Source organism: Polaribacter sp. Asnod1-A03, from assembly GCF_045063585.1.
Classification (GTDB): domain Bacteria; phylum Bacteroidota; class Bacteroidia; order Flavobacteriales; family Flavobacteriaceae; genus Polaribacter.
Map to the genome: position 1 here is coordinate 2,034,789 of NZ_JBEFOE010000009.1, position 22,720 is coordinate 2,057,508.

At 28.8% G+C, this 22,720-nt stretch carries 26 protein-coding genes and 1 tRNA gene; 9 read left to right on the forward strand and 18 right to left on the reverse strand.

The genetic code is table 11. The features are described from left to right. Together ACJJVY_RS09420 and aroC are read right to left on the reverse strand one after the other, a co-directional pair. A complete protein-coding gene (locus ACJJVY_RS09420; RefSeq protein ID WP_405607343.1) occupies nt 1–1,095 on the reverse strand; it encodes a heparan-alpha-glucosaminide N-acetyltransferase domain-containing protein in 1,095 nt (364 codons plus the stop codon). 82 nt (nt 1,096–1,177) lie between these two features. Further along, on the reverse strand, nt 1,178–2,242 hold the full coding sequence (aroC, locus tag ACJJVY_RS09425) for a chorismate synthase (protein ID WP_405607346.1): 1,065 nt from the start codon (nt 2,240–2,242) through the stop codon (nt 1,178–1,180). 241 nt (nt 2,243–2,483) lie between these two features. Here aroC and ACJJVY_RS09430 point away from each other — a divergent pair. Beyond that, nucleotides 2,484–2,568, forward strand: a tRNA-Ser gene (locus ACJJVY_RS09430). Nucleotides 2,569–2,656: 88 nt separating this feature from the next. Here ACJJVY_RS09430 and ACJJVY_RS09435 read toward each other — a convergent pair. From ACJJVY_RS09435 to ACJJVY_RS09485, 11 genes are all read right to left on the reverse strand, one after another. Then, nucleotides 2,657–2,926, reverse strand: a complete 270-nt coding sequence (locus tag ACJJVY_RS09435; RefSeq protein ID WP_405607349.1) for a hypothetical protein — start codon at nt 2,924–2,926, stop codon at nt 2,657–2,659. 141 nt (nt 2,927–3,067) lie between these two features. Further along, on the reverse strand, nt 3,068–3,430 hold the full coding sequence (locus ACJJVY_RS09440; RefSeq protein ID WP_405607352.1) for a nitrophenyl compound nitroreductase subunit ArsF family protein: 363 nt from the start codon (nt 3,428–3,430) through the stop codon (nt 3,068–3,070). A 61-nt stretch (nt 3,431–3,491) separates the two neighbouring features. Further along, on the reverse strand, nt 3,492–4,469 hold the full coding sequence (locus ACJJVY_RS09445) for a permease (protein ID WP_405607355.1): 978 nt from the start codon (nt 4,467–4,469) through the stop codon (nt 3,492–3,494). After that, entirely contained in the window at nt 4,462–4,869 is a 408-nt protein-coding gene (locus ACJJVY_RS09450) for an OsmC family protein (protein WP_405607358.1), read from the reverse strand. Before ACJJVY_RS09450 ends, ACJJVY_RS09445 begins: the two co-directional genes overlap by 8 nt. Before the next feature lie 6 nt (nt 4,870–4,875). Next, nucleotides 4,876–5,112, reverse strand: a complete 237-nt coding sequence (locus ACJJVY_RS09455) for a thioredoxin family protein (protein WP_405607361.1) — start codon at nt 5,110–5,112, stop codon at nt 4,876–4,878. A gap of 52 nt (nt 5,113–5,164) precedes the next feature. Beyond that, nucleotides 5,165–5,470 carry an ArsR/SmtB family transcription factor gene (locus ACJJVY_RS09460; protein WP_405607364.1) on the reverse strand — a complete coding sequence of 102 codons (306 nt, stop codon included), beginning with the start codon at nt 5,468–5,470 and terminating at the stop codon, nt 5,165–5,167. Between the two features lie 114 nt (nt 5,471–5,584). Further along, a complete protein-coding gene (locus ACJJVY_RS09465) occupies nt 5,585–6,313 on the reverse strand; it encodes a metallophosphoesterase family protein (RefSeq protein WP_405607367.1) in 729 nt (242 codons plus the stop codon). Beyond that, nucleotides 6,310–7,365 (reverse strand): ACR3 family arsenite efflux transporter, encoded by a 1,056-nt coding sequence (gene arsB, locus ACJJVY_RS09470; RefSeq protein ID WP_405607370.1) that lies wholly within the window; start codon nt 7,363–7,365, stop codon nt 6,310–6,312. Before arsB ends, ACJJVY_RS09465 begins: the two co-directional genes overlap by 4 nt. A 1-nt stretch (nt 7,366) precedes the next feature. Continuing rightward, the gene (locus tag ACJJVY_RS09475; protein ID WP_405607373.1) at nt 7,367–7,999 is read right to left on the reverse strand and encodes a low molecular weight phosphatase family protein; all 633 of its coding nucleotides are present in this window, start codon (nt 7,997–7,999) and stop codon (nt 7,367–7,369) included. Between the two features lie 24 nt (nt 8,000–8,023). Further along, entirely contained in the window at nt 8,024–8,488 is a 465-nt protein-coding gene (locus ACJJVY_RS09480) for a DUF6428 family protein (protein ID WP_405607376.1), read from the reverse strand. 36 nt (nt 8,489–8,524) lie between these two features. Further along, a complete protein-coding gene (locus ACJJVY_RS09485; RefSeq protein WP_405607379.1) occupies nt 8,525–8,863 on the reverse strand; it encodes an ArsR/SmtB family transcription factor in 339 nt (112 codons plus the stop codon). Between the two features lie 94 nt (nt 8,864–8,957). Between ACJJVY_RS09485 and ACJJVY_RS09490 the strand changes: the two genes are divergently transcribed. Then, nucleotides 8,958–9,560: an alpha-ketoglutarate-dependent dioxygenase AlkB family protein gene (locus tag ACJJVY_RS09490; protein WP_405607382.1), complete on the forward strand. Its 603-nt coding sequence runs from the start codon at nt 8,958–8,960 to the stop codon at nt 9,558–9,560. A 1-nt stretch (nt 9,561) separates the two neighbouring features. Here the strand turns inward: ACJJVY_RS09490 and ACJJVY_RS09495 are convergent, their stop codons facing one another. From ACJJVY_RS09495 to ACJJVY_RS09505, 3 genes are all read right to left on the reverse strand, one after another. Further along, nucleotides 9,562–10,269, reverse strand: coding sequence for a LytR/AlgR family response regulator transcription factor (locus ACJJVY_RS09495; protein WP_405607385.1), 708 nt, complete (start codon nt 10,267–10,269; stop codon nt 9,562–9,564). Continuing rightward, a complete protein-coding gene (locus ACJJVY_RS09500; protein ID WP_405607388.1) occupies nt 10,266–11,312 on the reverse strand; it encodes a sensor histidine kinase in 1,047 nt (348 codons plus the stop codon). Before ACJJVY_RS09500 ends, ACJJVY_RS09495 begins: the two co-directional genes overlap by 4 nt. 150 nt (nt 11,313–11,462) lie before the next feature. Further along, nucleotides 11,463–12,467 (reverse strand): Kelch repeat-containing protein, encoded by a 1,005-nt coding sequence (locus tag ACJJVY_RS09505; protein ID WP_405607391.1) that lies wholly within the window; start codon nt 12,465–12,467, stop codon nt 11,463–11,465. Nucleotides 12,468–12,714: 247 nt separating this feature from the next. Between ACJJVY_RS09505 and ACJJVY_RS09510 the strand changes: the two genes are divergently transcribed. From ACJJVY_RS09510 to ACJJVY_RS09540, 7 genes are all read left to right on the forward strand, one after another. Next, a complete protein-coding gene (locus ACJJVY_RS09510; protein WP_405607394.1) occupies nt 12,715–14,040 on the forward strand; it encodes a DUF4270 family protein in 1,326 nt (441 codons plus the stop codon). Between the two features lies 1 nt (nt 14,041). Continuing rightward, nucleotides 14,042–15,286 carry an OmpP1/FadL family transporter gene (locus tag ACJJVY_RS09515; RefSeq protein ID WP_405607397.1) on the forward strand — a complete coding sequence of 415 codons (1,245 nt, stop codon included), beginning with the start codon at nt 14,042–14,044 and terminating at the stop codon, nt 15,284–15,286. Nucleotides 15,287–15,347: 61 nt separating this feature from the next. After that, on the forward strand, nt 15,348–16,238 hold the full coding sequence (gene rluF, locus ACJJVY_RS09520; protein ID WP_405607400.1) for a 23S rRNA pseudouridine(2604) synthase RluF: 891 nt from the start codon (nt 15,348–15,350) through the stop codon (nt 16,236–16,238). 186 nt (nt 16,239–16,424) lie between these two features. Continuing rightward, the gene (gene tgt / locus ACJJVY_RS09525; RefSeq protein WP_405607403.1) at nt 16,425–17,555 is read left to right on the forward strand and encodes a tRNA guanosine(34) transglycosylase Tgt; all 1,131 of its coding nucleotides are present in this window, start codon (nt 16,425–16,427) and stop codon (nt 17,553–17,555) included. A 19-nt stretch (nt 17,556–17,574) separates the two neighbouring features. After that, nucleotides 17,575–18,666, forward strand: a complete 1,092-nt coding sequence (locus tag ACJJVY_RS09530) for an LptF/LptG family permease (RefSeq protein WP_405607406.1) — start codon at nt 17,575–17,577, stop codon at nt 18,664–18,666. After that, on the forward strand, nt 18,653–19,567 hold the full coding sequence (locus tag ACJJVY_RS09535) for a DMT family transporter (protein WP_405607409.1): 915 nt from the start codon (nt 18,653–18,655) through the stop codon (nt 19,565–19,567). The genes ACJJVY_RS09530 and ACJJVY_RS09535 overlap by 14 nt, the downstream gene beginning before the upstream one ends. 71 nt (nt 19,568–19,638) lie before the next feature. Continuing rightward, nucleotides 19,639–20,592, forward strand: coding sequence for an acetyl-CoA carboxylase carboxyltransferase subunit alpha (locus ACJJVY_RS09540; protein ID WP_405607412.1), 954 nt, complete (start codon nt 19,639–19,641; stop codon nt 20,590–20,592). Nucleotides 20,593–20,679: 87 nt separating this feature from the next. Here ACJJVY_RS09540 and ACJJVY_RS09545 read toward each other — a convergent pair whose 3' ends face one another. Together ACJJVY_RS09545 and lpdA are read right to left on the reverse strand one after the other, a co-directional pair. Further along, a complete protein-coding gene (locus tag ACJJVY_RS09545; RefSeq protein WP_405607415.1) occupies nt 20,680–21,054 on the reverse strand; it encodes a LysM peptidoglycan-binding domain-containing protein in 375 nt (124 codons plus the stop codon). A gap of 134 nt (nt 21,055–21,188) precedes the next feature. Beyond that, nucleotides 21,189–22,577: a dihydrolipoyl dehydrogenase gene (gene lpdA / locus ACJJVY_RS09550; RefSeq protein WP_405607418.1), complete on the reverse strand. Its 1,389-nt coding sequence runs from the start codon at nt 22,575–22,577 to the stop codon at nt 21,189–21,191. Between the last annotated feature and the right edge of the window lie 143 nt (nt 22,578–22,720).

Genomic DNA, 22,720 nt, shown 5'->3' on the forward strand with positions numbered 1-22,720 from the left:
TTAAGATTTTGATTTCAGTTTATTAAAAATTTTGGTTAGTTTAGAATATAGAAAAGCATTGGTTTGTACGTAATAAAAAGAAATAATACAAACAGAAATTAGGAATAAAATAGCGCCAATAATGGCTTCTGTTGGATTTAGATTTTTACCAATGATTTTTTTTAATCCCAAACCAGTAAAACTACCATAAATAATAATAAAATGAATTACATAAATAGACAATGTTTTTTGACCTATTTTTAGAATTAAAGGAGATTTTAAATATTTTTCTAAGCTATAGAAAATAGCAAAAATGATTAATACATTTCCAAACCTTGTAAACAGGTAATTGTAACTAGCAGCATCCATCAATAATTGGATGTAAAATAATTTGGATAGAAAGGCCAAAATAGTAGATGAATAAAAAATTAGTATGCATCCAACAATTACAAAAGAACCGATAATTGTTTTCTTAAAACTTTTTTTATGTAAATTTTTGTTGAAAATTGTTGCTATAAAAGCACCAAAACAAACGTAGCCAGACCAAGGTAAAATTGTAAAAATAGATCCATTACTTTTAGAAATATAGTTGTTTAAAAATATAGGAATTGATGTTACATTTAAAAATCTGTATAAAGGTTCTGTTAAAAAGATCGCAACACCAAGAGTTAATGTTATTACAGAAAAGAGTATTGTTTTTTTATTGCAAAGAAAATAGATACTGATGATTGATATTAAACTTAAACCTATTATCTGAAGTACATCAATAACTAAAAAGTAAGAACTAAATTTACCCCAAAGCCAGTCAAAAATAGGAATTCTTAATAAGTAACCAACTCCTATTAAAAAGAAACCTCTTGTAATTCCTTTTACCATTCTTTGGTTTTCTAAACCTTTTTCTTTTGCTTTTAACAAAAGATAGGTAAAAATAAGCCCAGAAATTGTAAAAAATGTAGGTGCTGTAATTCCTCTAAAATAATGCCAAATATTAAACGCAATATTGTCTGTATCTCTATACGAAACCGCTAATAGGGTATCTATAAAATGCCCTTGTAACATCATTAAAATGGCAAAAGCTCTAACAATATCAATAAAATATAATCTATTTTTATCCACAGAAAATAAATAGTTTTCCGTTAAAGATAAATAAATTTTGAAGTTATAAAAGTTATTCTTAACCTTTTTAAACTGTAAATAATTAAATTTGTCTAGTTTTATTTAGTAACCAAAAATCAGCTAAAACCAATGCAGTCATTGCTTCTACAATAGGTACAGCTCTTGGCACAACACAAGGATCATGACGACCTTTACCGGTAATTTCTGTAAGATTACCTTCAGAATTTATGGTTTGTTGGTTTGTCATTATTGTAGCAACAGGTTTAAATGCAACTCTAAAGTAAATATCCATACCGTTACTAATTCCTCCCTGAATTCCTCCAGATAAATTAGATTCAGTAGAACCATCTGCATTAAAAATATCGTTATGATCAGATCCTTTCATTTTAGCACCGCAAAATCCACTACCAAACTCAAAACCTTTTACAGCATTTATAGATAACATTGCGCTACCTAATTGGGCATGTAGTTTATTAAAAATAGGTTCACCCAAACCAACAGGTACGTTTTTAGCAACACAAGTAACGGTTCCTCCAATTGTATCTCCTGCTTTTCTAATTTCTTGAATTTTTGTAATCATTTTTTCTGCAGAAACTTCATCTGGGCAACGTACAATATTATCTTCAGTTTTAGAAAAATCTAATTCTTGATAAGGTTTGTCTATAAAAATATCTCCAACAGAAGATGTAAATGCATTTATATTGATGCTTGCAATTAATTGTTTTGCAAGTGCACCTGCAACTACCCAATTGGCAGTTTCACGTGCAGAACTTCTTCCACCACCTCTATAATCTCTAATACCGTATTTTTTATCATAAGTATAATCTGCATGAGATGGCCTGTAAACATTAGTGTTATGATTATAATCTTTTGATTTTTGATTGGTGTTTTTAATCACAAAACCAATAGAAGTACCTGTTGTCACTCCTTCAAAAATTCCAGAATGAAATTCTACGGTATCTGGCTCTTTACGTTGTGTAACAATTTTAGATTGACCTGGTTTACGTCTGTTTAATTCTGCTTGTATAGCATCAAAATCTACTTTTAATCCCGCAGGAAATCCATCGATAACACCACCAATTGCAGTTCCATGAGACTCTCCGTATGTTGTAACTTTTAATAAATTTCCGAAAGAATTAAATGACATAATTAAATTTTAAAATAATAACCACAAATATACTAAACTACTTTACAAGATTTTAAGTTTATTAAACTTTGTAATGATTTCTAAAAACTATAATTTATATAAATAGTTTGATTTTTAGTTAGTTATAATTTTAAAAAGATTATTTTCAAAAAAAATGAAAATTAATTTAATTTTTTTCGTTCAGAACTAAAAAACTTTATATATTTGCATCCGCATTCAGGGAATACCTGATGAGACACTTGGAGAAATGGCAGAGTGGTCGAATGCGGCAGTCTTGAAAACTGTTGACTGTAACAGGTCCGGGGGTTCGAATCCCTCTTTCTCCGCAAAAACCCTTATAATCAATTGATTGTAAGGGTTTTGTGTTTTTAGGTGTCAGTATAGGTGTCACAAGTATGTTATTTAAACTCTTTTTTAAATTTTAAATGTATAACCTACAGTAATAAAATAATTAATATCGAGCTTATTAATTAACACATCTGGTTTTTTAATATATTCCTTGTCAAAATTGGTGTTTTTACTCATTACTTCTGTGTTACCAATATTAATTCCTGAATCAAGGGGAATACTATGTTTTTTTCTATAGGGCAATCTTAAACCTAATAATGCTTTTGGTAAAATATCTTCAGATATAGAAATACACATTCCAACAACAAAATGTACTCTAAGATTATCATTTATCACTTTACACGCTCTTAAAAGTAAGGTAGTTCCAAGTTCTCCATTTGTTGGGGCTTATTTAATACTTTGACTCTTGAAATATTATAATTCTCTATAAGAGATTGTAAAAAATCCATTTACAAAGTTTTTAGTTCAGTAGTAATTTTATCTTTTAATTCTTTTAAAAACACTTCTTGATCGTTTCATAAAAGCAAAATCAGTTAAGTTTATCTGAGTTTCCTGTCCTTTTTTTATCACATTTAAAATTAAAGAAGTACTATAAGCTTCAAACTTTTCTGCAATTTTAGTGTTATTTTCTTCATCAACATTAATAACACTAAAAGTAATTTTATCATTTTTTAATTCATCAGAAAAACATGTGTTTAATGTATAATTTGTGTTTTTTTCGATGGCATTATAAGTCATGCATTTGTGTGTAGAATGAAAATCTAAAACTTCAATTTTAGAAATTGATTTGTCTAAAGTTTCCGATTCTTTTTTTGTTTGATTATTACAAGCTGTTACCAATAATATTAAAGATTATTACAGCTAAAATTTTAATTGATTTTATTTTTATATGATTTATAGTTTATAACAAGATATTAAATAAATATCCAGAAAAAATAATGCAGAGTGTTACTACTCCAAAAAAGATGGCTATCAATTTTAAAGACATTACTTTTTTTAGTAACATAGCTTCTGGTAAAGACAAACCTACAACTCCCATCATAAAGGCAATTGCAGTACCTAACGGAATTCCTTTGGCTACTAATACTTGTGCAATTGGTAATATTCCGGATGCATTAGAATACATTGGTACGGCTAAAATAGTTGCAATTGGTACCGCAAATAGATTGTCTTTGGCCATGTATTGTTCAAAAAATCCTTCGGGTATATAACCGTGCATTAATCCACCAATGGCAATACCTATAACAACGTAAGGAATAATACCTTTTAAAATAGTTATAACTTCATCCCAAATAATAGGTAAACGTTGTTTTAATGTTAGTTTATCTGTAATAAATGCATCTTGTTCTTTTTGTGCATTTGCTAAAATATCTTTTACCCAAGGAGTTAAAAATCGTTCTAATTTTAATTTTTGAAGAATAATGCCAGAAATTGTACCTAACAGAATACCGCTGATTACATAAATAAGAGTGGTTTTAACTCCAAATAAGCCAATAAAAAGTCCAATAGCAACTTCGTTTACTAAAGGTGATGTTATCAAAAAGGCAAAAGTTACTCCTAAAGGAATTCCACCTCTTACAAAACCAATAAATAAAGGAACAGAAGAACAAGAGCAAAAAGGAGTTACAACCCCAAAAAGACTTGCCATTAAATATTCTAAACCATATAATTTATTTCTTGATAAATAATTTTTTACTTTATCTATAGGGAAATAGCTATTTACAATGCCCATAAAAAATATAATTACAAAAAGAAGTATTAAGATTTTTGTAGTGTCGTAAATAAAAAAGTTTAAAGCTTCTGCTAAATGTTGTTCCTTTGTTAAATTTAAAATATCAAAAACAAACCAGTCTGCAATTTTCTGAATCCAATCAAACATGTTGTATCATTTTTATGGTTCCAGAAATATTACAAGACAGTTTTATGGTGTTATATATAGTTCCGTGCTTTTCAATATTCTTTTTTAGTAATGCTATATTTAATTTTTTGTCATTTGTATAAATCGTTAAATTGTAAATTAAATTCTCCATTCTAGGAGGGTTTTCTAAACGTGTTGAATTTACATCAATAGTAGCTTTTGTATAACTGAACTTCATCAAATTAGAAAAACGTTCTACATTTTTTAAGATACAAGATGCAAAAGAACCTAAAAATAATTCTGCCGGATTTGGTAATGAGTCGGTAGTTTTTACAGTGGTTCCAAAATCTATTTCAGATTTTTTTATAAGAATCGCTGCATCTTGCTTCGCTATGGAAGACGCATTGATATTATAATTCATAATTTTTTAATTTAAAAGTTCTAAAACTTCTTTTTTAGAAGGAATTCTCCCTTTAATTGTAATAACATCATCTATAACTAGAGCAGGAGTAGACATTACATTATATTTCATAATCTCTATAATATCTTCTATTTTTTCTATACTTGCATCAATGTTGTTTTCTGTGATGACTTCTTTTACAACACCTGTCATAGATTGACATTTTGGACAACCTGTACCTAAAACTTTAATTACTTTACTCATAATATTTAAATTTGTTTATCGCAAATAAGCGATATGATTATTAAAAAAAATATCAATCAAAAAAATGTTGAAATAATGATTTTGCAATGTTCCAGTTTTTTTGATTGATGCAATACTTTATTTTTGGTGGTTTTAATTCTCCTTGAATTAGACCAACATTTTTTAACTCTTTTAGGTGTTGAGAAATTGTAGATTGTGCCAAAGGGAAAACTTCTACCAAATCACCAGTAAAACAACAAGACTGATTCTCTAAATATTTTAGAATAGCAATTCTTGTTGGATGCGACAATGCCTTAGCAAATTTGGCCAAAGCTTCTGTATCTTTCTTATATTCTATTTGTTCTAAATTTCTTTTCATATTTTACATCGTAAATTTACGATTGGTTTTTGTGTTAAAATGTGATAAATGTTACATAACAAAAAAAAAGTCAAGAGAAATCTTGACTTTTTTAAGTAATAAATTGAAGTATTTTTATTTAGCGAGTCTTAAAGCATCTGCATAATTACTATCAAATTTACTTTCTTCCACAGCTTTTGCTGCTTTTTCAACATCATATTCAGCTCTTTTAAAAGTCACTTTTATAGCTTCTGGATTGGTTGGAATTGTAGATTGATTCAATTCTAAAATAGCATAACAAATTCTTGGGTCTCCATCTTTGGGTTTTCCTACAGAACCAATGTTAACCACATGACTAAAAACATCACCATTTTTTATTATTCTATGGAAAGGTTTGTGTGTATGTCCGCACAATAAAACATCAACTTCTTCAGATTCCATCATACTTAATACTTCGTTTTCTGGATAATCGACATCCATATAATCGTTAATTGCTTTTACACTACCGTGAGTTAATAAAAGATTAAATGTTTTATTGTTGTTTACAAAAGATAATTTTAGATGTCTTGGTAAGTTGATTAAATATTCTCTATTTTCATCACTAACCATTGTTCTTGTTAATCCTTTATTAGAAGGTGTTGTTTCATTAATAATTGGTTTTAAAAGGTTTTCATCATGATTTCCCATAATAGTCGTAATTCCTCTTTTACGAATTTCATCAACCACCTCATTTGGCCAAACATTGTATCCAACCAAATCTCCTAAACAATAAATAGTGTCTACATTTTCTGAGTCTACATCTTTAAAAAAGGCTTCTAGCGCAGGTAAGTTTGCATGAATGTCAGAAAAGAAAGCTAATTTCATTTTGTAACTGTTTTAGAGGTATTAAAATATTTATTTTTTAACCAGAAAGAAACTTTTACTAGTAAAATTAAAGCAGGTACTTCTACTAATGGTCCAATTACACCTGCAAATGCTTGTCCAGAATTTAAACCGAAAACAGCAATAGCAACGGCAATAGCTAGTTCAAAATTATTACCTGCTGCCGTAAAGGCAACTGCAGCTGTTTTATCATATTCTGCACCAGTTGCTTTGGTAAAAAAGAAACCGATAATAAACATTAAAGTAAAGTAAACTAATAACGGTACTGCAATAATTAAAACATCCATTGGTATTTCTACAATTAATTCTCCTTTTAAAGAAAACATCACTACAATTGTAAATAATAAAGCAATTAGTGTGATTGGAGAAATTGTTGGGATAAACTTTTTCGTATACCATTCCTCACCTTTTAAAGGTACCAAAATAAGACGACTTAAAATACCTAGAGCAAAAGGAATACCTAAATAAATAGCAACACTTTCTGCAATTGTACCAATAGAAATATCTACGATTGCACTTTCAAACCCAAAATAAGGAGGTAAAATGGTAATAAATAACCAGGCATAAAAGCTATATGCAAATACTTGAAAAATACTATTTAAAGCAACCAAACCTGCTCCATATTCACTACTTCCTTCAGCAAGATCATTCCATACTAAAACCATTGCAATACATCTAGCTAAACCAATTAAAATTAGCCCAACCATATACTCTGGGTAATCTCTTAAAAATGTAATGGCTAAAAAAAACATTAAAACCGGACCAATTATCCAATTTAAAAGCAAAGAAATAGAAAGGATTTTTGTGTTTTTAAAAACTTTTGGTAATAATGCATAATTAACCTTTGCCAATGGTGGATACATCATTAATATTAAACCAATAGCAATGGGAATATTTGTTGTACCACTACTTAAAGAGTTTACAAAATCTGGAAAAGTAGGTGCAAAATAACCAATGGAAACCCCAATAGCCATTGCTACAAATATCCAAAGAGTTAAATTTTTATCTAGAAAGCTTAATTTTTTTGCTGCCATTTTATAAATTTATTTGAGAAAATATGTAAAATAATTCTGTTGCAATTTGTATACTTCTTTCGTGGTATTTTTCTGCTTGTTGTGGTGTGTTATCAAAAGCTTTTGGATCTTCAAAAGTAATCGGAATTCTTTTCTCTGCACCAGCAATAAAAGGGCAGCCTCCATCTGCTTGAGAGCAAGTCATAATTGCAGCAAATTCAGATTTTGGATTAAAATCATCCGTTAATTTTTTAGAAAAACCAATTATAGGGTGTTCGTTATCGGAATACTTAATTGTATAAACAGGATTGTTTCCTTCGGAAATTGTTTTTATATCAAAACCAGATTCTTGTAATGTTTCTGCAACGATAGGAAAAAGTGCCGTTGCTTCTGTACCGCCAGAATAACAAGTTACATTTTTTACGTTAAAGTAATTTGCCATTGTTTGTGCCCAAATCTGAGATAAGTGACTTCTACGAGAATTATGTGTGCAAATAAAATTGATTCTAATTTGTTTATTTTCGTCAATTTTAGATTGAATAAATTCTGTAAGCGGATTTAAAACTGCTTTACGTTCTATAGAAATAGTTTCTGGTTGTAAACCATTAATTAATTCTACTATTTTAGGATATAACATTGTTTCTTGTGTAACCATTTTTTTTATTTTAAAACATTTTAATTAGCAACAACCTCCTCCAGGTGTACAAGATCCGTTGCTTACTTTTACCATTTTTAACTTTGGTTTTTCAGCAGGAATGCCACATTGATCTTGTGCTAAACAGTCTGTTTGTTTTGTTGTTAAAAGAAAGTTTGTTCCGTCAAAATCAAGACCAAATTTTCCTATAGTTTCTGCTTGATATTCAACTTCTATTTCTAAATCTTCTATACCTAATACTTTTTCAGAAAGCTCTATAATGCTTACTAATTTTTCTGGGTGTAATCTGTGGTCGTAATCATTTGCATTCCAAAGCTGAAAGTTTACAACTTCTTCATTTCTTACGGTTCCGCCACAATCAATAAAATGTTTTGTTATTTTACCAACTTCTGTAACGTGGAAGTGATTAGGAACTAATGTTCCGTTTGGTAATTGAAAACCAATAGTATCTAGTTCTTTTAAAGCTAATTTTACTTCTGATAATTTCATAATTTTAATATTTTATTTTAATAAGTTTTTTATAAATCAATTTTTACAGCAATTATCTGATGTTGTGATATCTTGGTCTAAAAACTCTGCCATAACAGCTTTCATTGCAGTCCAATTTTTTGCATCAATACAATAACAAACACTCGTTCCTTCCACACTACCTTTTACCAAACCTAAATTTTTAAGCTCTTTTAAATGTTGAGAAATAGTGGGTTGTGCTAAACCTATTTCATTCACTAAATCTCCGCAATAGCAAGTGTTTATTTTAAAGAGTTGTTGCAAAATTGCAACCCTTGCAGGATGCCCAAAAACTTTGGCAAACAAGGCTATTTTGTTTTGTTGATCTGTAAATATTTCAGTTTTGGCTAATCCCATAATTTGTTCTTATATTAATACATTGCAATATTACGATTAATATTTATATCCTCAAAAATATTTTTGAATTATAATTAATTTGTATTTTTATTTAATGGATTTATTTTCTTCAGAAGTTATAAAAAATATTTTACCATTCGATGGAATTACAAATTATCATGGAGTCATTTTAGATAAGGATCAATGTAGTTTTTATTATAAAAGGTTAATGGAAACGATTCAATTTAAAAATGATGAAGCCATTATTTTTGGTAAAAAAATCATTACAAAAAGAAAAGTTGCTTGGTATGGAGAATCAGAATTTTCTTATACCTATTCTAAGGTAACAAAAACGGCAAATATTTTTACTCAAGAATTATTAGAGTTAAAAAAATTAATAGAGGAGGAAAGTGGAGAAACATACAATTCGTGCTTATTAAATCTATACCATTCTGGTGATGAAGGAATGGCTTATCATTCTGACGGAGAAAAAATGTTAAAGAAAGATGGAGCAATCGCATCTTTGTCTTTAGGAGCAGAACGTAAGTTTTCTTTTAAACATAAAGAAAGTAAAAAACGTATAGATATTGTCTTAGAAAAAGGTAGTTTATTGGTAATGAAAAAAGGAACACAAACTCATTGGTTACATAGATTACCACCAACTAAAAAAGTAAATTCACCGAGAATAAATTTAACTTTTAGAAGTATAGAGTTGTAAATTAGTTATCAATTTTTTTGATAAAATCATCTCTATAATTTAACCCAATTGGTATCCATTTATCTTCGATAATAATTCTATTTCTTTGTACAGAATAAATGTGTTTTAAAGAAACTATAAAAGATTTATGAACTCTTATAAAATTTAGTTTCCCTAATTTTTCTTCAAAACTTTTAAGGCTACTTAGTGTTAAAATAGGTTTTTCTTTACCTGTATATATTTTGATATAATCTTTTAAAGATTCTATATATCTAATATCATCTAAATTTATTTTTAAATTCTCATATTCAGACTTTACAAAAATAAAATCGTTTGCTTTTTCTTGAATAGTAGCAGGTGTTTCTTCTTCTATTTTTAATTTTAAAAAATTTTGTGCTCTTGTAGCCGCTTTTAAAAATCGATGAAAAGGAATTGGTTTTACAAGATAATCAATAGCGTTTAAATTAAAACCTTCTACAGCATAATGAGAATATGCAGTGGTAAAAATAAACATAGGTTTATTATCTAGAGATTTAATAATATCAATACCAGAAAAATCTGGCATTTCTATGTCTGTAAAAATTAAATCTATATTTTTTTCTTGCAATACAGATGTAGCTTCAAAGCCATTAGAACAACTTGCAACTAACTCTAAAAAAGGTGTTTTAGAAATAAAATCTTCTAAAATTTCTAGAGCAAGGGGTTCATCGTCTATAATTATACATCTCATTTGGTATTACTTTTTAGTTTGATAATTAAATTTACAATGTAAGAATTTTTCTCGTTTAAAATATTTAAATCATGAGAATTCGGATAAAGTATATTTAACCTGTTTTTTATATTGACCAAACCAATACCAGAATTTTCGCTCTTTGTTTTGTGTTTAGTAGATGTATTATAAACGTATAAATGTAGTTCTTCGTCTTTAACAGTAATTTTAATTATAATATTTGTTTTGCCTTTAAAATCGGTTCCATATTTAAAAGCATTTTCTATAAAAGAAATTAGTAATAAGGGTTCTATTTTATAATTTAAGTTACCATGTATATTTAGCTTTACTCCACTAGAATCTTTAAGACGAAGTAGTTGTAATGAAATGTAATTTTTAATATGCTCTACTTCCTTTTTTAAAGAAACTTTATTTTCACTAGCTTCATAAATTGTGTAACGCATCAACTCAGATAGAGTAACAATGGATAAAGTTGTGTTTTCTGATTTTTTATTAGCTAAAGCATAAATACTGTTTAAAGTATTGAATAAAAAATGAGGGTTTAACTGTGCTTTTAAAAAAGATAGTTCTGAGCTTGCTTTTTGGGTTTCTATTAAAACTTTTTCTTTTTCAGATTTATACCACTCAAAACCTAATTTAATACTGGTACTTAAGGTAAAAAATAAAAGTAATAAAATTAATGTTGGAAAAGATTTATAGATAGAATAACCATTATCAAAATTATGAGCTATGTTATTTTGAAAATGCTGATCGGGTGGTTTTGGAATTGTAAATTCAATTAAAAAAATAAATAAAATACTAGAAAGAATTGCGGTAATTATATAATAAAGAAACTGTTTTTTAAGAAGAATTTTAGGAACAAAAATGTAATAGTTTAAATAAAATGCGATTAAGAAAATACTAAACCTAAAAAAATAATCATTAGGTATTATACCTATCTTAAGATAAATTTGCGATGCACTAATTGCAAAAATAATTATCCATAAAAGCATATGTATAATTAAAACAGAAGATTTTTTATTATAAATATTCAATTCAATCATTGTTAGTGTATTGCAAAGTTATAAGTTAGGTGTTTAAAAGTTTTACAAAAGCTTATTTAATTTTCACAAAAAAAAATAGGCTAAAATTAAGATACTACATGTACGTTAATTTTTAGCCTATTAAATATTATAGGGTTAATCTCTTAAAGATTAATCATCTTCATTTTCTAATTCATCTGGTCTAAACTCCCAAACGTCATCAAAATAATAACTACCACTTCTACCCATTAAAACAAATGCTTTAGTATCAAAAACAAATGCATTAGCATCTTGTCTTGCAGAACCTTCAAATACTGGCAACTCATCCCAAGTATCTGTACTAGGGTAATAAACCCAAGTTTCAGTAGTAATAGATCCAGAAACACCAGTAGTTACATAACCTAATCCATCTAAAGAAAAAGCAACACCACTACTTAAAAGAATTTCAAAATCATCATCATCATCATCATCATCATCTAAGTCAGTTAATCTTGTCCAGTTTGTACCGTCAAAAGAATAAAAATCTTCTTCGTATGCACCATTATTAATACCTAAACCAATGTAAGCAACTTCACCAATTTTAAAAACAGAAGCATCTTGACGTTTTTGTCCTCCAAAACCTACAGACTGTTCCCAAGTATCAGAAGCAACATTATATTTCCAAAAATCTTTTTGCTCACTTCCATCATATCCAGTACCAATGTATCCATCGCTACCAATAGAAAAACCTATAGCACCATATCTTGCTGATCCTCCAAAATCTGCTTTTTGAGTCCAAGTATCTGTTGTTGGGTCATATTCCCAAAAATCTGTTAATTCATCATCACCATCATAACCAGTACCTAAATAACCTTTTCCATCAATAGAAAAACCAACGGCAGAACTTCTAGGTGTTCCTGGGAAATCAGCTTTACTAATCCAGTAATCTCCTTCAGAATTATATTCCCATGTATCAGATAAATAATCATCACCATCATAACCAGTTACTAAATAACCTTTTGTACCAATTGTAAAAGATACAGAGTTCGCTCTAGAATCACCGTCAAAAGCAGAGCTTTCTACCCAGTTTCCATACTCATCATCATCATCATCTCCATTACAACTTACAAAAAATAGAGACATTAATGCTACTATAAATAGTACACGACTCTTTTGCATCAAATTTGTTTTTCTCATTATATTTATTTTATACATTTCTTTATTATTTAGCAAACCTAAAATCTATTATATTGATAACAGTATAAAATAGACAAACGAGTGTATTTTATAGATAAACATGTAAATTAGATGTTAATTTCCTTAAAAGGTGTTAATTGTTAGGTTTAGAGGTGTTTTTTAGTCATAAGTCTATAAAATAGTGTTGTTTATATATTTTATGGTTTCTTATGATGATGCCCCTGATATTTTTGCTTGAAAAAGTAAAATGAGGTATTTTATTATTGGTGTTATTAGTATTGTTTTTATGGCAGCTTGTGCTACAGATGATACTACTTATGAGGTGGGAAATGATTTTATAGAAAGTGAAATACAAGTTAGAGTAATAGATACATTTTCAATAAAAACAGGTACTTTTAAATTAGATTCTTTAGTAACTTCTAGCACAAGTAGAATTTTATTAGGTAATGTAGAAGATGATAAAATAGGGAAACTTACAGCAAAAACTTTTTTACAAGTTGGTTCTTCTTCTTTTGATATTGATAATGAAGCTATTTATGATTCTATTGTAATGGTGCTTAATTATGATTCTTATTATTACGGAGATACTACAAAATTACAAACTTACAATGTACATAGAATTACAGAAACTGTAGAACCAGAAGAAGGAACTAGTTTTTATAATACATCTTCGTTGAGTTATGATTCTCAACCTTTAGGAGCAGTTAGTTTTACACCAAGACCTAATAGAGCTACAGATTCTGTGTCTATTAAAATAGACGATGCTTTAGGTCAAGAAATTTTTGATAAGATTGTAGATAATGATATTAATAATTCTGATGATTTTTTACAATTTTTTAAAGGATTAGCAATTATACCAGACGACACAGCAAGTAATCATATTTTAGGTTTTAACGCATCTACAACAGAAAGTGCAAGTGGTAACTCTAATTTAAGATTGTATTATACAGTTAAAGATGATGATGATGAAAATAACGATTACTACAAAGACTTTGTAATACTTGATGCGGCAAAACAGTTTAATCAAGTAGCTTTAGATTCATCTACTTCACTCTTAGGAGAATTTGAAGATGAAGAAGAGATTAAGTTAAGTGAAGATACAGAGAACTTAATCTTTGCACAAGGAGGATCTGGTGTTTGTGCTAGAATAGAAATACCTGCAATTAAAAAACTATTAGAATTAGCTGAAAACGGAACTACTTTAAGTGCCGATTTAACTTTTACTCCTTTAAAAGGAAGTTATGATGATAACAATCCGTTACCAACAACATTATCAGTTTATATTGTAGACCATAAAAATAGAGTTATCGGTTTACTTACAGATGTAGATGGTAACACAAGTAGTGCTTTTTTAAGTACGGAGGATGATGATGATGAATTACATCAAAATACTTTTTATACAGTAGATGTAAGTGGTCTTGTAGAACAAATTTTATTTACAGATGTTAATTTAAATTATGCTCTAATGATTCAATATGATGATTATTCTAACATAACAAATAATTTAATTATAGAGAATGATTTAAGTTCGGATGACAGAGTAAAATTATCAGTTAAATATTTAAATTATTAAAATGTATAAGAAAATAATAATAATATTACTAGTCGCTTCAGTAAACGTTTTATTCGGACAAAATAATACAAATACACCTTATTCATTGTTTGGTTTAGGTGTAGAGAATAAAACAGCATCAGCAGGTTTAACAGGTTTAGGTAACACAGGTATTGCTAGCTCTAGTCCTTTTGAAATAAATTTATTTAACCCTGCAAGTTTAGGGAATGTTTTACAAGAATCATTTTTATATGAATTTGGTTTAAATGGTACATCTACAACATTACAAACAAATGGAACTAGTGAGTCTAGTACAAATGGAAACATTTCTCACATTGCACTTGCTTTTCCTATAAGAAAATCTTGGGCAATAGGTGTTGGTATATTACCTTATACTAAAACCGGTTATAATATTGATGTAGAAGACGCTATTGAAGGCTCTACGGACACTTTTTATACGAGAATTACAGGAGAAGGAGGATTGAATAAATTTTATATATCTTCTGGTTTTAAGGTTATTAAAGATTTATCTTTAGGGGTAGATGTTTCTTTCTTATTTGGATCTATAGATCAAGAAAGACAAGTGTTTACAGGTTCTTACGTATCAATTAGCGACCAAAATAATTATAGAGGTATAAAGTTTAAAACAGGTTTACAATATAAGTTACCAGAGTTTAAAACATTACAAACTACAATTGGTGCTACTGTAGAGCTACCAACATCGTTATCAGGTAATCAAACAAGAACATCTTATAAGACATTAAGTTCTGGTTCTTCTGCGATTATAGAAAATGAAGTTGAATATGATTTAGATAATTTTGATTTACCTCTTTCTTATGGAGTTGGTATTACAACTTTAATAGATAAAAAGTTTACAACTAGTTTAGATTATAAAAAAGTACTTTGGAATGATTTAAATGATCAACAAAATAATGAGTCTTATGTAGATCAATCAATTTATGCATTTGGGGTAGAATATCTTCCGTCAAAAAATAAATTTAAATACTCTTCAAATATAAAATACAGATTTGGTTTAAATTATAATACAGGATTCTTACAAATATCTAGTCAGAAAATAGACAGTTACTTTGTTTCTGCTGGTTTAGGTTTGCCATTAAAAAGAAATAGTAGCGATTATGTTAATATTTCTTACTCATATGGTAGAGAAGGAACTTTAGAGAAGAATTTAATTGAAGAAAATTTTCATAAGATTACTGTAAACCTAAATTTTGTAGGTAATTGGTTTAAACAAAGAGTAATTGATTAATTACACCTTTATACTAAAAGGTTTCTATCTTATACTTACTTTTGTCTAAAATATTTTTTCTTTGGATAATAACAATCAACAATCTATAAACCTTAATAAGTATATAAGTTCTTCTGGTATTTGCTCGCGTAGAGAAGCAGAAAGATTTATTAACGAAGGTCGTGTTACAATTAATGGTAAACCTACTCAATTAGGTAATAGAGTAGGTAAAAAGGATGTTGTAAAATTAGACGGTAGACCTGTTGAACCAAAAAATAAGACACTTTATTTAGCCTTAAATAAACCTGTTGGTATTGTTTCAACAACAGATGATAGAGAGCCAAATAATATCATAAAACACATTAATTATCCAGAAAGATTATTCCCTATAGGTCGTTTAGATAAACCATCAGAAGGATTAATTTTTTTAACTAATGACGGAGATATTGTAAACAAAATTCTACGAGCTGGTAACAATCACGAAAAAGAATATTTTGTTTCTGTAAATAAATCGATAACAGAAGATTTTATCCAAAAAATGGGAAGTGGAATTCCTATTTTGGGTACAGTTACTAAAAATTGTTTGGTAGAAAAAATTAGCGATAAGATTTTTAAAATCGTTTTAACACAAGGTTTAAATCGTCAAATTCGTAGAATGTGCGAGTATTTAGACTACGAAGTAACTAAGTTAAAACGTACACGAATAATGAATGTTGAGTTAGGATATTTACAAACTGGAGATTGGCGCGAATTAACCGAAGAGGAAATGAAAGAAATCAATAAAATGATTTCAACTTCTTCAAAAACGGAAGAAGCATCTGTGGTTAAAGAAAAACCAAAAGCTCAAAAACCAAAAAGAAAACAAGCCCCTACAAAAAACGATTTTAACAGAAAAAGTGCTTCTTTCAGAAAATCATCACCAAAAAACAAAAGAAATAATTCTAGTTTTTCATCAAAAAAGAAAAGAAGATAATTTTTTATTGGGCGTTACCTTTCAGGTCAGGTTCTTCATTACAATCTTTTTTTCGTGCCTCAAAAAAGGATATCCATTGCAATCCTTAACGCATTTTTTTGCCAACAAAAAGCTATCTAATTTTTTAATTTTTAATTAAGAAGCTAATTATTATACAGTTCTTAAATAATACTATCTTTGCAGCCAATGAAATTCGACTTAAAAATTACCGACCCAAAAAGTAAGGCAAGAGCAGGAGTAATAACTACTGATCATGGAGAAATAGAAACACCTATTTTTATGCCTGTGGGAACTGTTGGAACCGTAAAAGGAGTACATCAAACAGAATTAAAAAACGAAATAAATCCTGATATTATTTTAGGAAATACTTATCATTTATACTTACGTCCAGGTTTAGATATTTTGGAAAAAGCAGGTGGTTTGCATAAATTTATGAATTGGGATAGAAATATCTTAACAGATTCTGGAGGTTACCAGGTTTATTCTTTATCTGGAAGAAGAAAAATTAACGAAGAAGGTGTAAAGTTTAAGAGTCATATTGATGGTTCTATGCATTTTTTTACGCCAGAAAACGTAATGGAAACCCAACGTACAATTGGTGCGGATATTATTATGGCTTTTGATGAATGTACGCCGTATCCTTGTGATTATAATTATGCTAAAAGATCTATGCATATGACGCATCGTTGGTTAGATAGATGTATCAATCATTTAGATAAATTACCTTATAAATATGGTTTTGAGCAAACTTTTATGCCAATTGTACAAGGTAGTACTTATAAAGATTTGCGTAAACAGTCTGCAGAATATATAGCAAATTCTGGTCAGCAAGCAAATGCAATTGGAGGCCTATCTGTAGGTGAGCCGGCAGAAGAAATGTATGCAATGACAGAAGTTGTAACAGAAATTTTGCCCGAAGAAAAACCACGTTATTTAATGGGTGTTGGTACGCCAATTAACATTTTAGAAAACATTGCTTTGGGGATTGATATGTTTGATTGTGTAATGCCAACAAGAAACGCTAGAAACGGAATGTTGTTTACGGCACATGGTTCTATCAATATTAAAAATAAAAAGTGGGCAGAAGATTTTTCTCCGATTGATGATATGGGGATTACTTGGGTAGATACCATGTATTCTAAAGCATATTTACGTCATTTATTTGCAGCAAAAGAAATGTTAGGTAAACAGATTGCTTCTATTCATAACTTAGGATTTTATGTTTGGTTAACACGTGAAGCAAGAAAGCATATATTAGCAGGAGATTTTAGAGAATGGAAAGACAAGATGGTAAAACAAATGGATAATCGTTTGTAAACATATTTAAACAAGACTTTTGAAAATAATTGATTGGTACATATTAAAACGATTTTTGGTAACTTTTATATTTACCTTATTAATCTTAATACCTATTGCTATTGCCATTGATATAGCAGAAAAAATAGATAATTTTTTAGAGCACGCAGATTTAAGTTTTTATCAAGTTGTAGATGAGTATTATATAAATTTTATAATTTATTATGCCAATACTTTTATGCCTTTGGCGTTATTTATAGCTGTTATTTTTTTTACATCTAAGCTATCTAGTAACACAGAAATTATAGCTATTACAAATGCAAAAGTTTCATTTACTAGGTTTTTATATCCATACTTTATAGGAGCTACATTAATTACAATTGTATCTCTTTTTATGAACCATTTTGTGGTGCCTAATAGTAGTACAGAAAGAAAACAGTTTGAAAGGGAGTATGTTAATAGTAGTAGACAAAAAAATGAATTAAAATATGTAAAAGAGTTTAGTCTACAATTAACAGATAGCACTTATATTTTTATCAGGAATTATAATACACAGTCTAATTCTGGTTATGATTTTACTTCAGAAGTTTATGATGGATTAAAATTGAAATCTAAATTAATGTCTAATAGATTAAGTTACAATACAAAAGATTCTACTTTTACTTTAAGTAATTGGAGAAAACGTATTATATATAATGATAGGGATAGTATTTTTTCAGGTAGTAAGATTGATACCGTTTTTAATTTTACTCCTAAAGATTTAATATATAAATCGGCATTAGCACAAGAAATGCCTTCAGATCAACTACTTAATTTTATTGAACTCTCTAAAAATAGAGGCGTTAAAAACTTAAATGCGTATTTAGTAGAGCTTCATAAAAGAACGAGTATGCCAATAGCTTCTTATATTTTAACTATAATAGCCGTTGCTTTGGCTTTTAGAAAAAGAAGAGGAGGTACAGGTGTTAATTTAGCAATCGGTATTGGTATTATGTTTCTGTATGTGTTTTTAATGAAGATTGCAGAAGTTCTTGGTGGTGTAGCTGGTGTTAACTCACTTGTTTACGTCTGGATTCCTAATATTGTTTTTGGTTGCTTAGCCATATACTTATATATAAATGCAAGAAAATAGGTTTAAAAACTATTTACTACTTCATCTAATTGTTTTTATTTGGGGGTTTACAGCTATTTTAGGTGCCTTAATTAGTATAGATTCTGTACCGTTAGTTTGGTACAGAATGTTATTAGCAGTATTATTTATATTAATTTACTTTATTTATAAAAAGAAGTCTTTTAAAGTTGATACTAAAGCGTTAATCAGGTTTTTAATAACAGGAATTATTATTGCTTTACATTGGGTTTTCTTCTTTAAAGCCATAAAAGTATCTAATGTTTCGGTTGCTTTGGTAACAATGAGTACAGGAGCTTTTTTTACCGCGTTAATAGAACCTGTTTTTTTTAAAAGAAAAATTAATTCGTTAGAAATAATACTTGGTTTTGTTGTTATACTTGGGTTGTATATCATTTTTAATTTTGAAAGTCAATACAAACTAGGAATTGTATATGCGCTTATAGCTTCTTTTTTAAGTGCATTATTCTCTGTGCTTAACGGACTCTTTGTTAAAAATTATTCGGCAAGTAAAATATCATTTTATCAATTATTATTTGGGGTATTTTTTATAACAGTATATTTTATTTTTACCAATAATTTTACTGTATCTTTTTTCTCATTACCACCATCAGATTGGATTTATTTAATCATTTTAAGTAGTATCTGTACAGCTTACGCTTTTGTGGTATCGGTTAGAATAATGAAACATTTATCTCCATTTACTATAATGCTAACGGTTAATTTAGAGCCAATTTATGCAATTATTTTAGCCTTATTTATTTTTGGAGAAAAAGAAAAAATGACTCCAGTTTTCTATTTAGGTGCTTTTATTGTATTATTTGTAGTCTTGTTAAATGGAGTTATTAAAAATAAAACAGCCTTAAAAAGTGTAATTAAAAGAAAAACTATCGTAAAAAAGTAATTTCTTTAAAAAAAACAATTAATTTATAGTATGTTTGCTTTTACAAAGAACTAAACTCAATTAACTACAATATGGAATATTTAGATTTCGAAATGCCAATAAAAGAGCTTTTAGATCAGTTAGATAAATGCCAGATTATTGGAAAAGAAAGTGATGTAGATGTAAGTGCTACTTGCAAAAAAATTGAAAAGAAATTAGAAAAATCTAGAAAAGATATTTATAAGAACTTAACACCTTGGCAAAGAGTTCAATTATCTAGACACCCAAACAGACCTTATACTTTAGATTACATTAAAGCTATTTGTGGAGATACTTTTATGGAACTTCATGGTGATAGAAATGTAAAAGACGACAAAGCCATGATTGGTGGTTTAGGTAAAATTGGAGACCAATCATTTATGTTTATTGGTCAACAAAAAGGTTACAACACTAAAACGCGTCAATATAGAAATTTTGGAATGGCAAATCCAGAAGGCTATAGAAAAGCTTTACGCCTAATGAAAATGGCAGAAAAGTTTGGAATACCTGTTGTTACTTTTGTTGATACTCCTGGTGCATATCCTGGTTTAGAAGCAGAAGAAAGAGGACAAGGTGAAGCTATTGCTAGAAATATTCTAGAAATGACACGTTTAAAAACACCGATTATAACAATTATTATTGGTGAAGGAGCTTCAGGAGGAGCTGTAGGTATTGGAGTAGGAGATAAGGTGTATATGATGGAGAATACTTGGTATACAGTTATTTCTCCTGAATCTTGTTCTTCTATTTTATGGAGAAGTTGGGATTTTAAAGAACAAGCCGCAGATGCATTAAAATTAACAGGAGATGATATGAAAAAATTGAAGTTAATTGATGGTATTATTCAAGAACCAGTTGGTGGTGCTCATTCAGATAGAGAAGGAGCATTTAAAGCTGTAGAAGAACAAATTTTAACTGCTTTTTCTGAATTAAAAGAATTAACAGAAGTAGATTTAGTATCACAAAGAATGGATAAATATTGTGATATGGGAGTTTACAAAGAGTAAAATATATTTCCTTATTTAATATAAAAAAAGAAGAAGTGTTTAACTTCTTCTTTTTTTATATTACTAATTTATTATGATAAAGTCTTCTTATAAATTAGGAATCACTAATTCTTGTCCAACTTTAATAACATCTGGGTTGCTTAAGATATCTGTGTTAGCTTCAAAAATTACAGGATATTTCATTGCATTACCATAGTATTGTTTTGCAATTTTGCCTAAAGTCTCTCCGCTTACAACCGTGTGTTTTGCATAAATAGAAGTGTCTGCAACTTTAATGTCTGCTTTAATATCTGTTGGCTCTTCACCTCCAATTTCTTTAATTTTATCCCAAATAAGGTTTTTTTCATATTGAGTTTTTGCAGTACCGTTAACATATAAAACTCCATTCTCTTCTTTTACATCTCCATTTTCTATTGCTAATGCTTCTCCTAATTCTAAAACTCCTTGATATTTTGCTTTCATTCTAATTTTTTATTTTATTATTAATATTTTAAATATACAAAAAAACCGAAGCAATTTGCTTCGGTTTTCGATAAATGTATCGTTTTTGTAGTTAAGCCTCCTTAGTATATACTAGCAATGGCACAACTATTTTTTTATAAATGAATTACTTCATCATAAGCATCAGCAACAGCTTCCATAACCGCTTCACTCATTGTTGGGTGAGGGTGAATTGCTTTTAATACTTCATGTCCAGTAGTTTCTAATTTACGTCCTAAAACGGCTTCTGCAATCATATCAGTAACACCAGCACCAATCATATGGCAACCTAACCACTCTCCGTATTTAGCATCAAAAATTACTTTTACAAAACCATCAGGAGTTCCTGCAGCTTTAGCTTTACCAGATGCAGAAAAAGGAAATTTACCAACTTTTAATTCGTAACCAGCTTCTTTAGCTTTAGCTTCAGTTAAACCTACAGATGCAATCTCTGGAGTTGCATATGTACAACCTGGTACGTTACCGTAATCGATTTTTTCTGTATGTAAACCTGCTAATTTTTCAACACAAGTAATTCCTTCTGCAGAAGCAACGTGTGCTAAAGCTTGTCCAGGTACAACATCACCAATAGCATAATAACCAGGTATATTAGTTTGGTAAAAATCGTTTACTAAGATTTTATCTCTATCAACAATAATACCTACATCTTCTAAACCAATGTTTTCTATGTTAGATTTAATACCAACAGCAGATAATAAAATATCAGCAGTTAAAGTTTCTTCTCCTTTTTTAGTTTTTACAGTTGCAACAACACCTTCACCAGAAGTATCTACAGACTCTACAGAAGAATTTGTCATTACTTTAATTCCAGATTTTTTAACTGAACGTTCAAATTGTTTAGAAACATCAATATCTTCTACAGGTACTAAATTTGGCATATATTCTACAATAGTAACTTCTGTTCCCATTGAGTTATAAAAATGTGCAAATTCTACACCAATTGCTCCAGAACCTACAACAATCATAGATTTTGGTTGTGTTGGTAAGCTCATTGCTTGTCTGTAACCAATTACTTTTTTACCATCTTGAGGTAAGTTTGGTAATTCTCTAGAACGCGCACCAGTTGCAATAATAATATTTGTAGCAGAATATTCTGTTACTGTACCATCTGCAGCAGTTACGTCTACTTTTTTACCAGTTTTAATTTTACCAAAACCGTCAATAATATCAATTTTGTTTTTCTTCATTAAAAAAGCAACACCTTTGCTCATTCCGTCTGCTACACCACGACTTCTTTTAATAACGGCATCAAAATCTTTATCAATTGCTTCTGCTTTTAAACCATATTCATCAACATGCTTTAAGTAATCATAAACTTGTGCAGATTTTAATAATGCTTTTGTTGGGATACATCCCCAGTTTAAGCAAATTCCACCTAAGTTTTCTTTTTCTACAATGGCAACTTTAAAGCCTAATTGAGAAGCTCTAATCCCTGTTACATAACCTCCAGGTCCACTTCCAATAATAATGATGTCGTATTTCATAATTGTATATTTAACTTTTCTATTTTTTTTAATTTTTTGGGCGTTTTAACGGGCTTTTCGTTATATCTTTTTACAATGAAAAAGCAGCATTATAAAAAGGATGCCACTACAATCCCTAACGCACGCTAATTTACTAACTTTTA

Coding starts and splice junctions, on each gene's coding strand:
- ACJJVY_RS09540 (WP_405607412.1), top strand. CDS start 19,639: ATGGAATATTTAGATTTCGAAATGCCAATAAAAGAGCTTTTAGATCAG.
- ACJJVY_RS09510 (WP_405607394.1), top strand. CDS start 12,715: ATGAGGTATTTTATTATTGGTGTTATTAGTATTGTTTTTATGGCAGCT.
- ACJJVY_RS09505 (WP_405607391.1), bottom strand. CDS start 12,467: ATGAGAAAAACAAATTTGATGCAAAAGAGTCGTGTACTATTTATAGTA.
- ACJJVY_RS09475 (WP_405607373.1), bottom strand. CDS start 7,999: ATGGTTACACAAGAAACAATGTTATATCCTAAAATAGTAGAATTAATT.
- tgt (WP_405607403.1), top strand. CDS start 16,425: ATGAAATTCGACTTAAAAATTACCGACCCAAAAAGTAAGGCAAGAGCA.
- ACJJVY_RS09465 (WP_405607367.1), bottom strand. CDS start 6,313: ATGAAATTAGCTTTCTTTTCTGACATTCATGCAAACTTACCTGCGCTA.
- ACJJVY_RS09460 (WP_405607364.1), bottom strand. CDS start 5,470: ATGAAAAGAAATTTAGAACAAATAGAATATAAGAAAGATACAGAAGCT.
- ACJJVY_RS09455 (WP_405607361.1), bottom strand. CDS start 5,112: ATGAGTAAAGTAATTAAAGTTTTAGGTACAGGTTGTCCAAAATGTCAA.
- ACJJVY_RS09485 (WP_405607379.1), bottom strand. CDS start 8,863: ATGGGATTAGCCAAAACTGAAATATTTACAGATCAACAAAACAAAATA.
- ACJJVY_RS09535 (WP_405607409.1), top strand. CDS start 18,653: ATGCAAGAAAATAGGTTTAAAAACTATTTACTACTTCATCTAATTGTT.
- ACJJVY_RS09495 (WP_405607385.1), bottom strand. CDS start 10,269: ATGAGATGTATAATTATAGACGATGAACCCCTTGCTCTAGAAATTTTA.
- ACJJVY_RS09515 (WP_405607397.1), top strand. CDS start 14,042: ATGTATAAGAAAATAATAATAATATTACTAGTCGCTTCAGTAAACGTT.
- ACJJVY_RS09490 (WP_405607382.1), top strand. CDS start 8,958: ATGGATTTATTTTCTTCAGAAGTTATAAAAAATATTTTACCATTCGAT.
- ACJJVY_RS09500 (WP_405607388.1), bottom strand. CDS start 11,312: ATGATTGAATTGAATATTTATAATAAAAAATCTTCTGTTTTAATTATA.
- arsB (WP_405607370.1), bottom strand. CDS start 7,365: ATGGCAGCAAAAAAATTAAGCTTTCTAGATAAAAATTTAACTCTTTGG.
- aroC (WP_405607346.1), bottom strand. CDS start 2,242: ATGTCATTTAATTCTTTCGGAAATTTATTAAAAGTTACAACATACGGA.
- ACJJVY_RS09545 (WP_405607415.1), bottom strand. CDS start 21,054: ATGAAAGCAAAATATCAAGGAGTTTTAGAATTAGGAGAAGCATTAGCA.
- lpdA (WP_405607418.1), bottom strand. CDS start 22,577: ATGAAATACGACATCATTATTATTGGAAGTGGACCTGGAGGTTATGTA.
- ACJJVY_RS09445 (WP_405607355.1), bottom strand. CDS start 4,469: ATGTTTGATTGGATTCAGAAAATTGCAGACTGGTTTGTTTTTGATATT.
- ACJJVY_RS09450 (WP_405607358.1), bottom strand. CDS start 4,869: ATGAATTATAATATCAATGCGTCTTCCATAGCGAAGCAAGATGCAGCG.
- ACJJVY_RS09480 (WP_405607376.1), bottom strand. CDS start 8,488: ATGAAATTATCAGAAGTAAAATTAGCTTTAAAAGAACTAGATACTATT.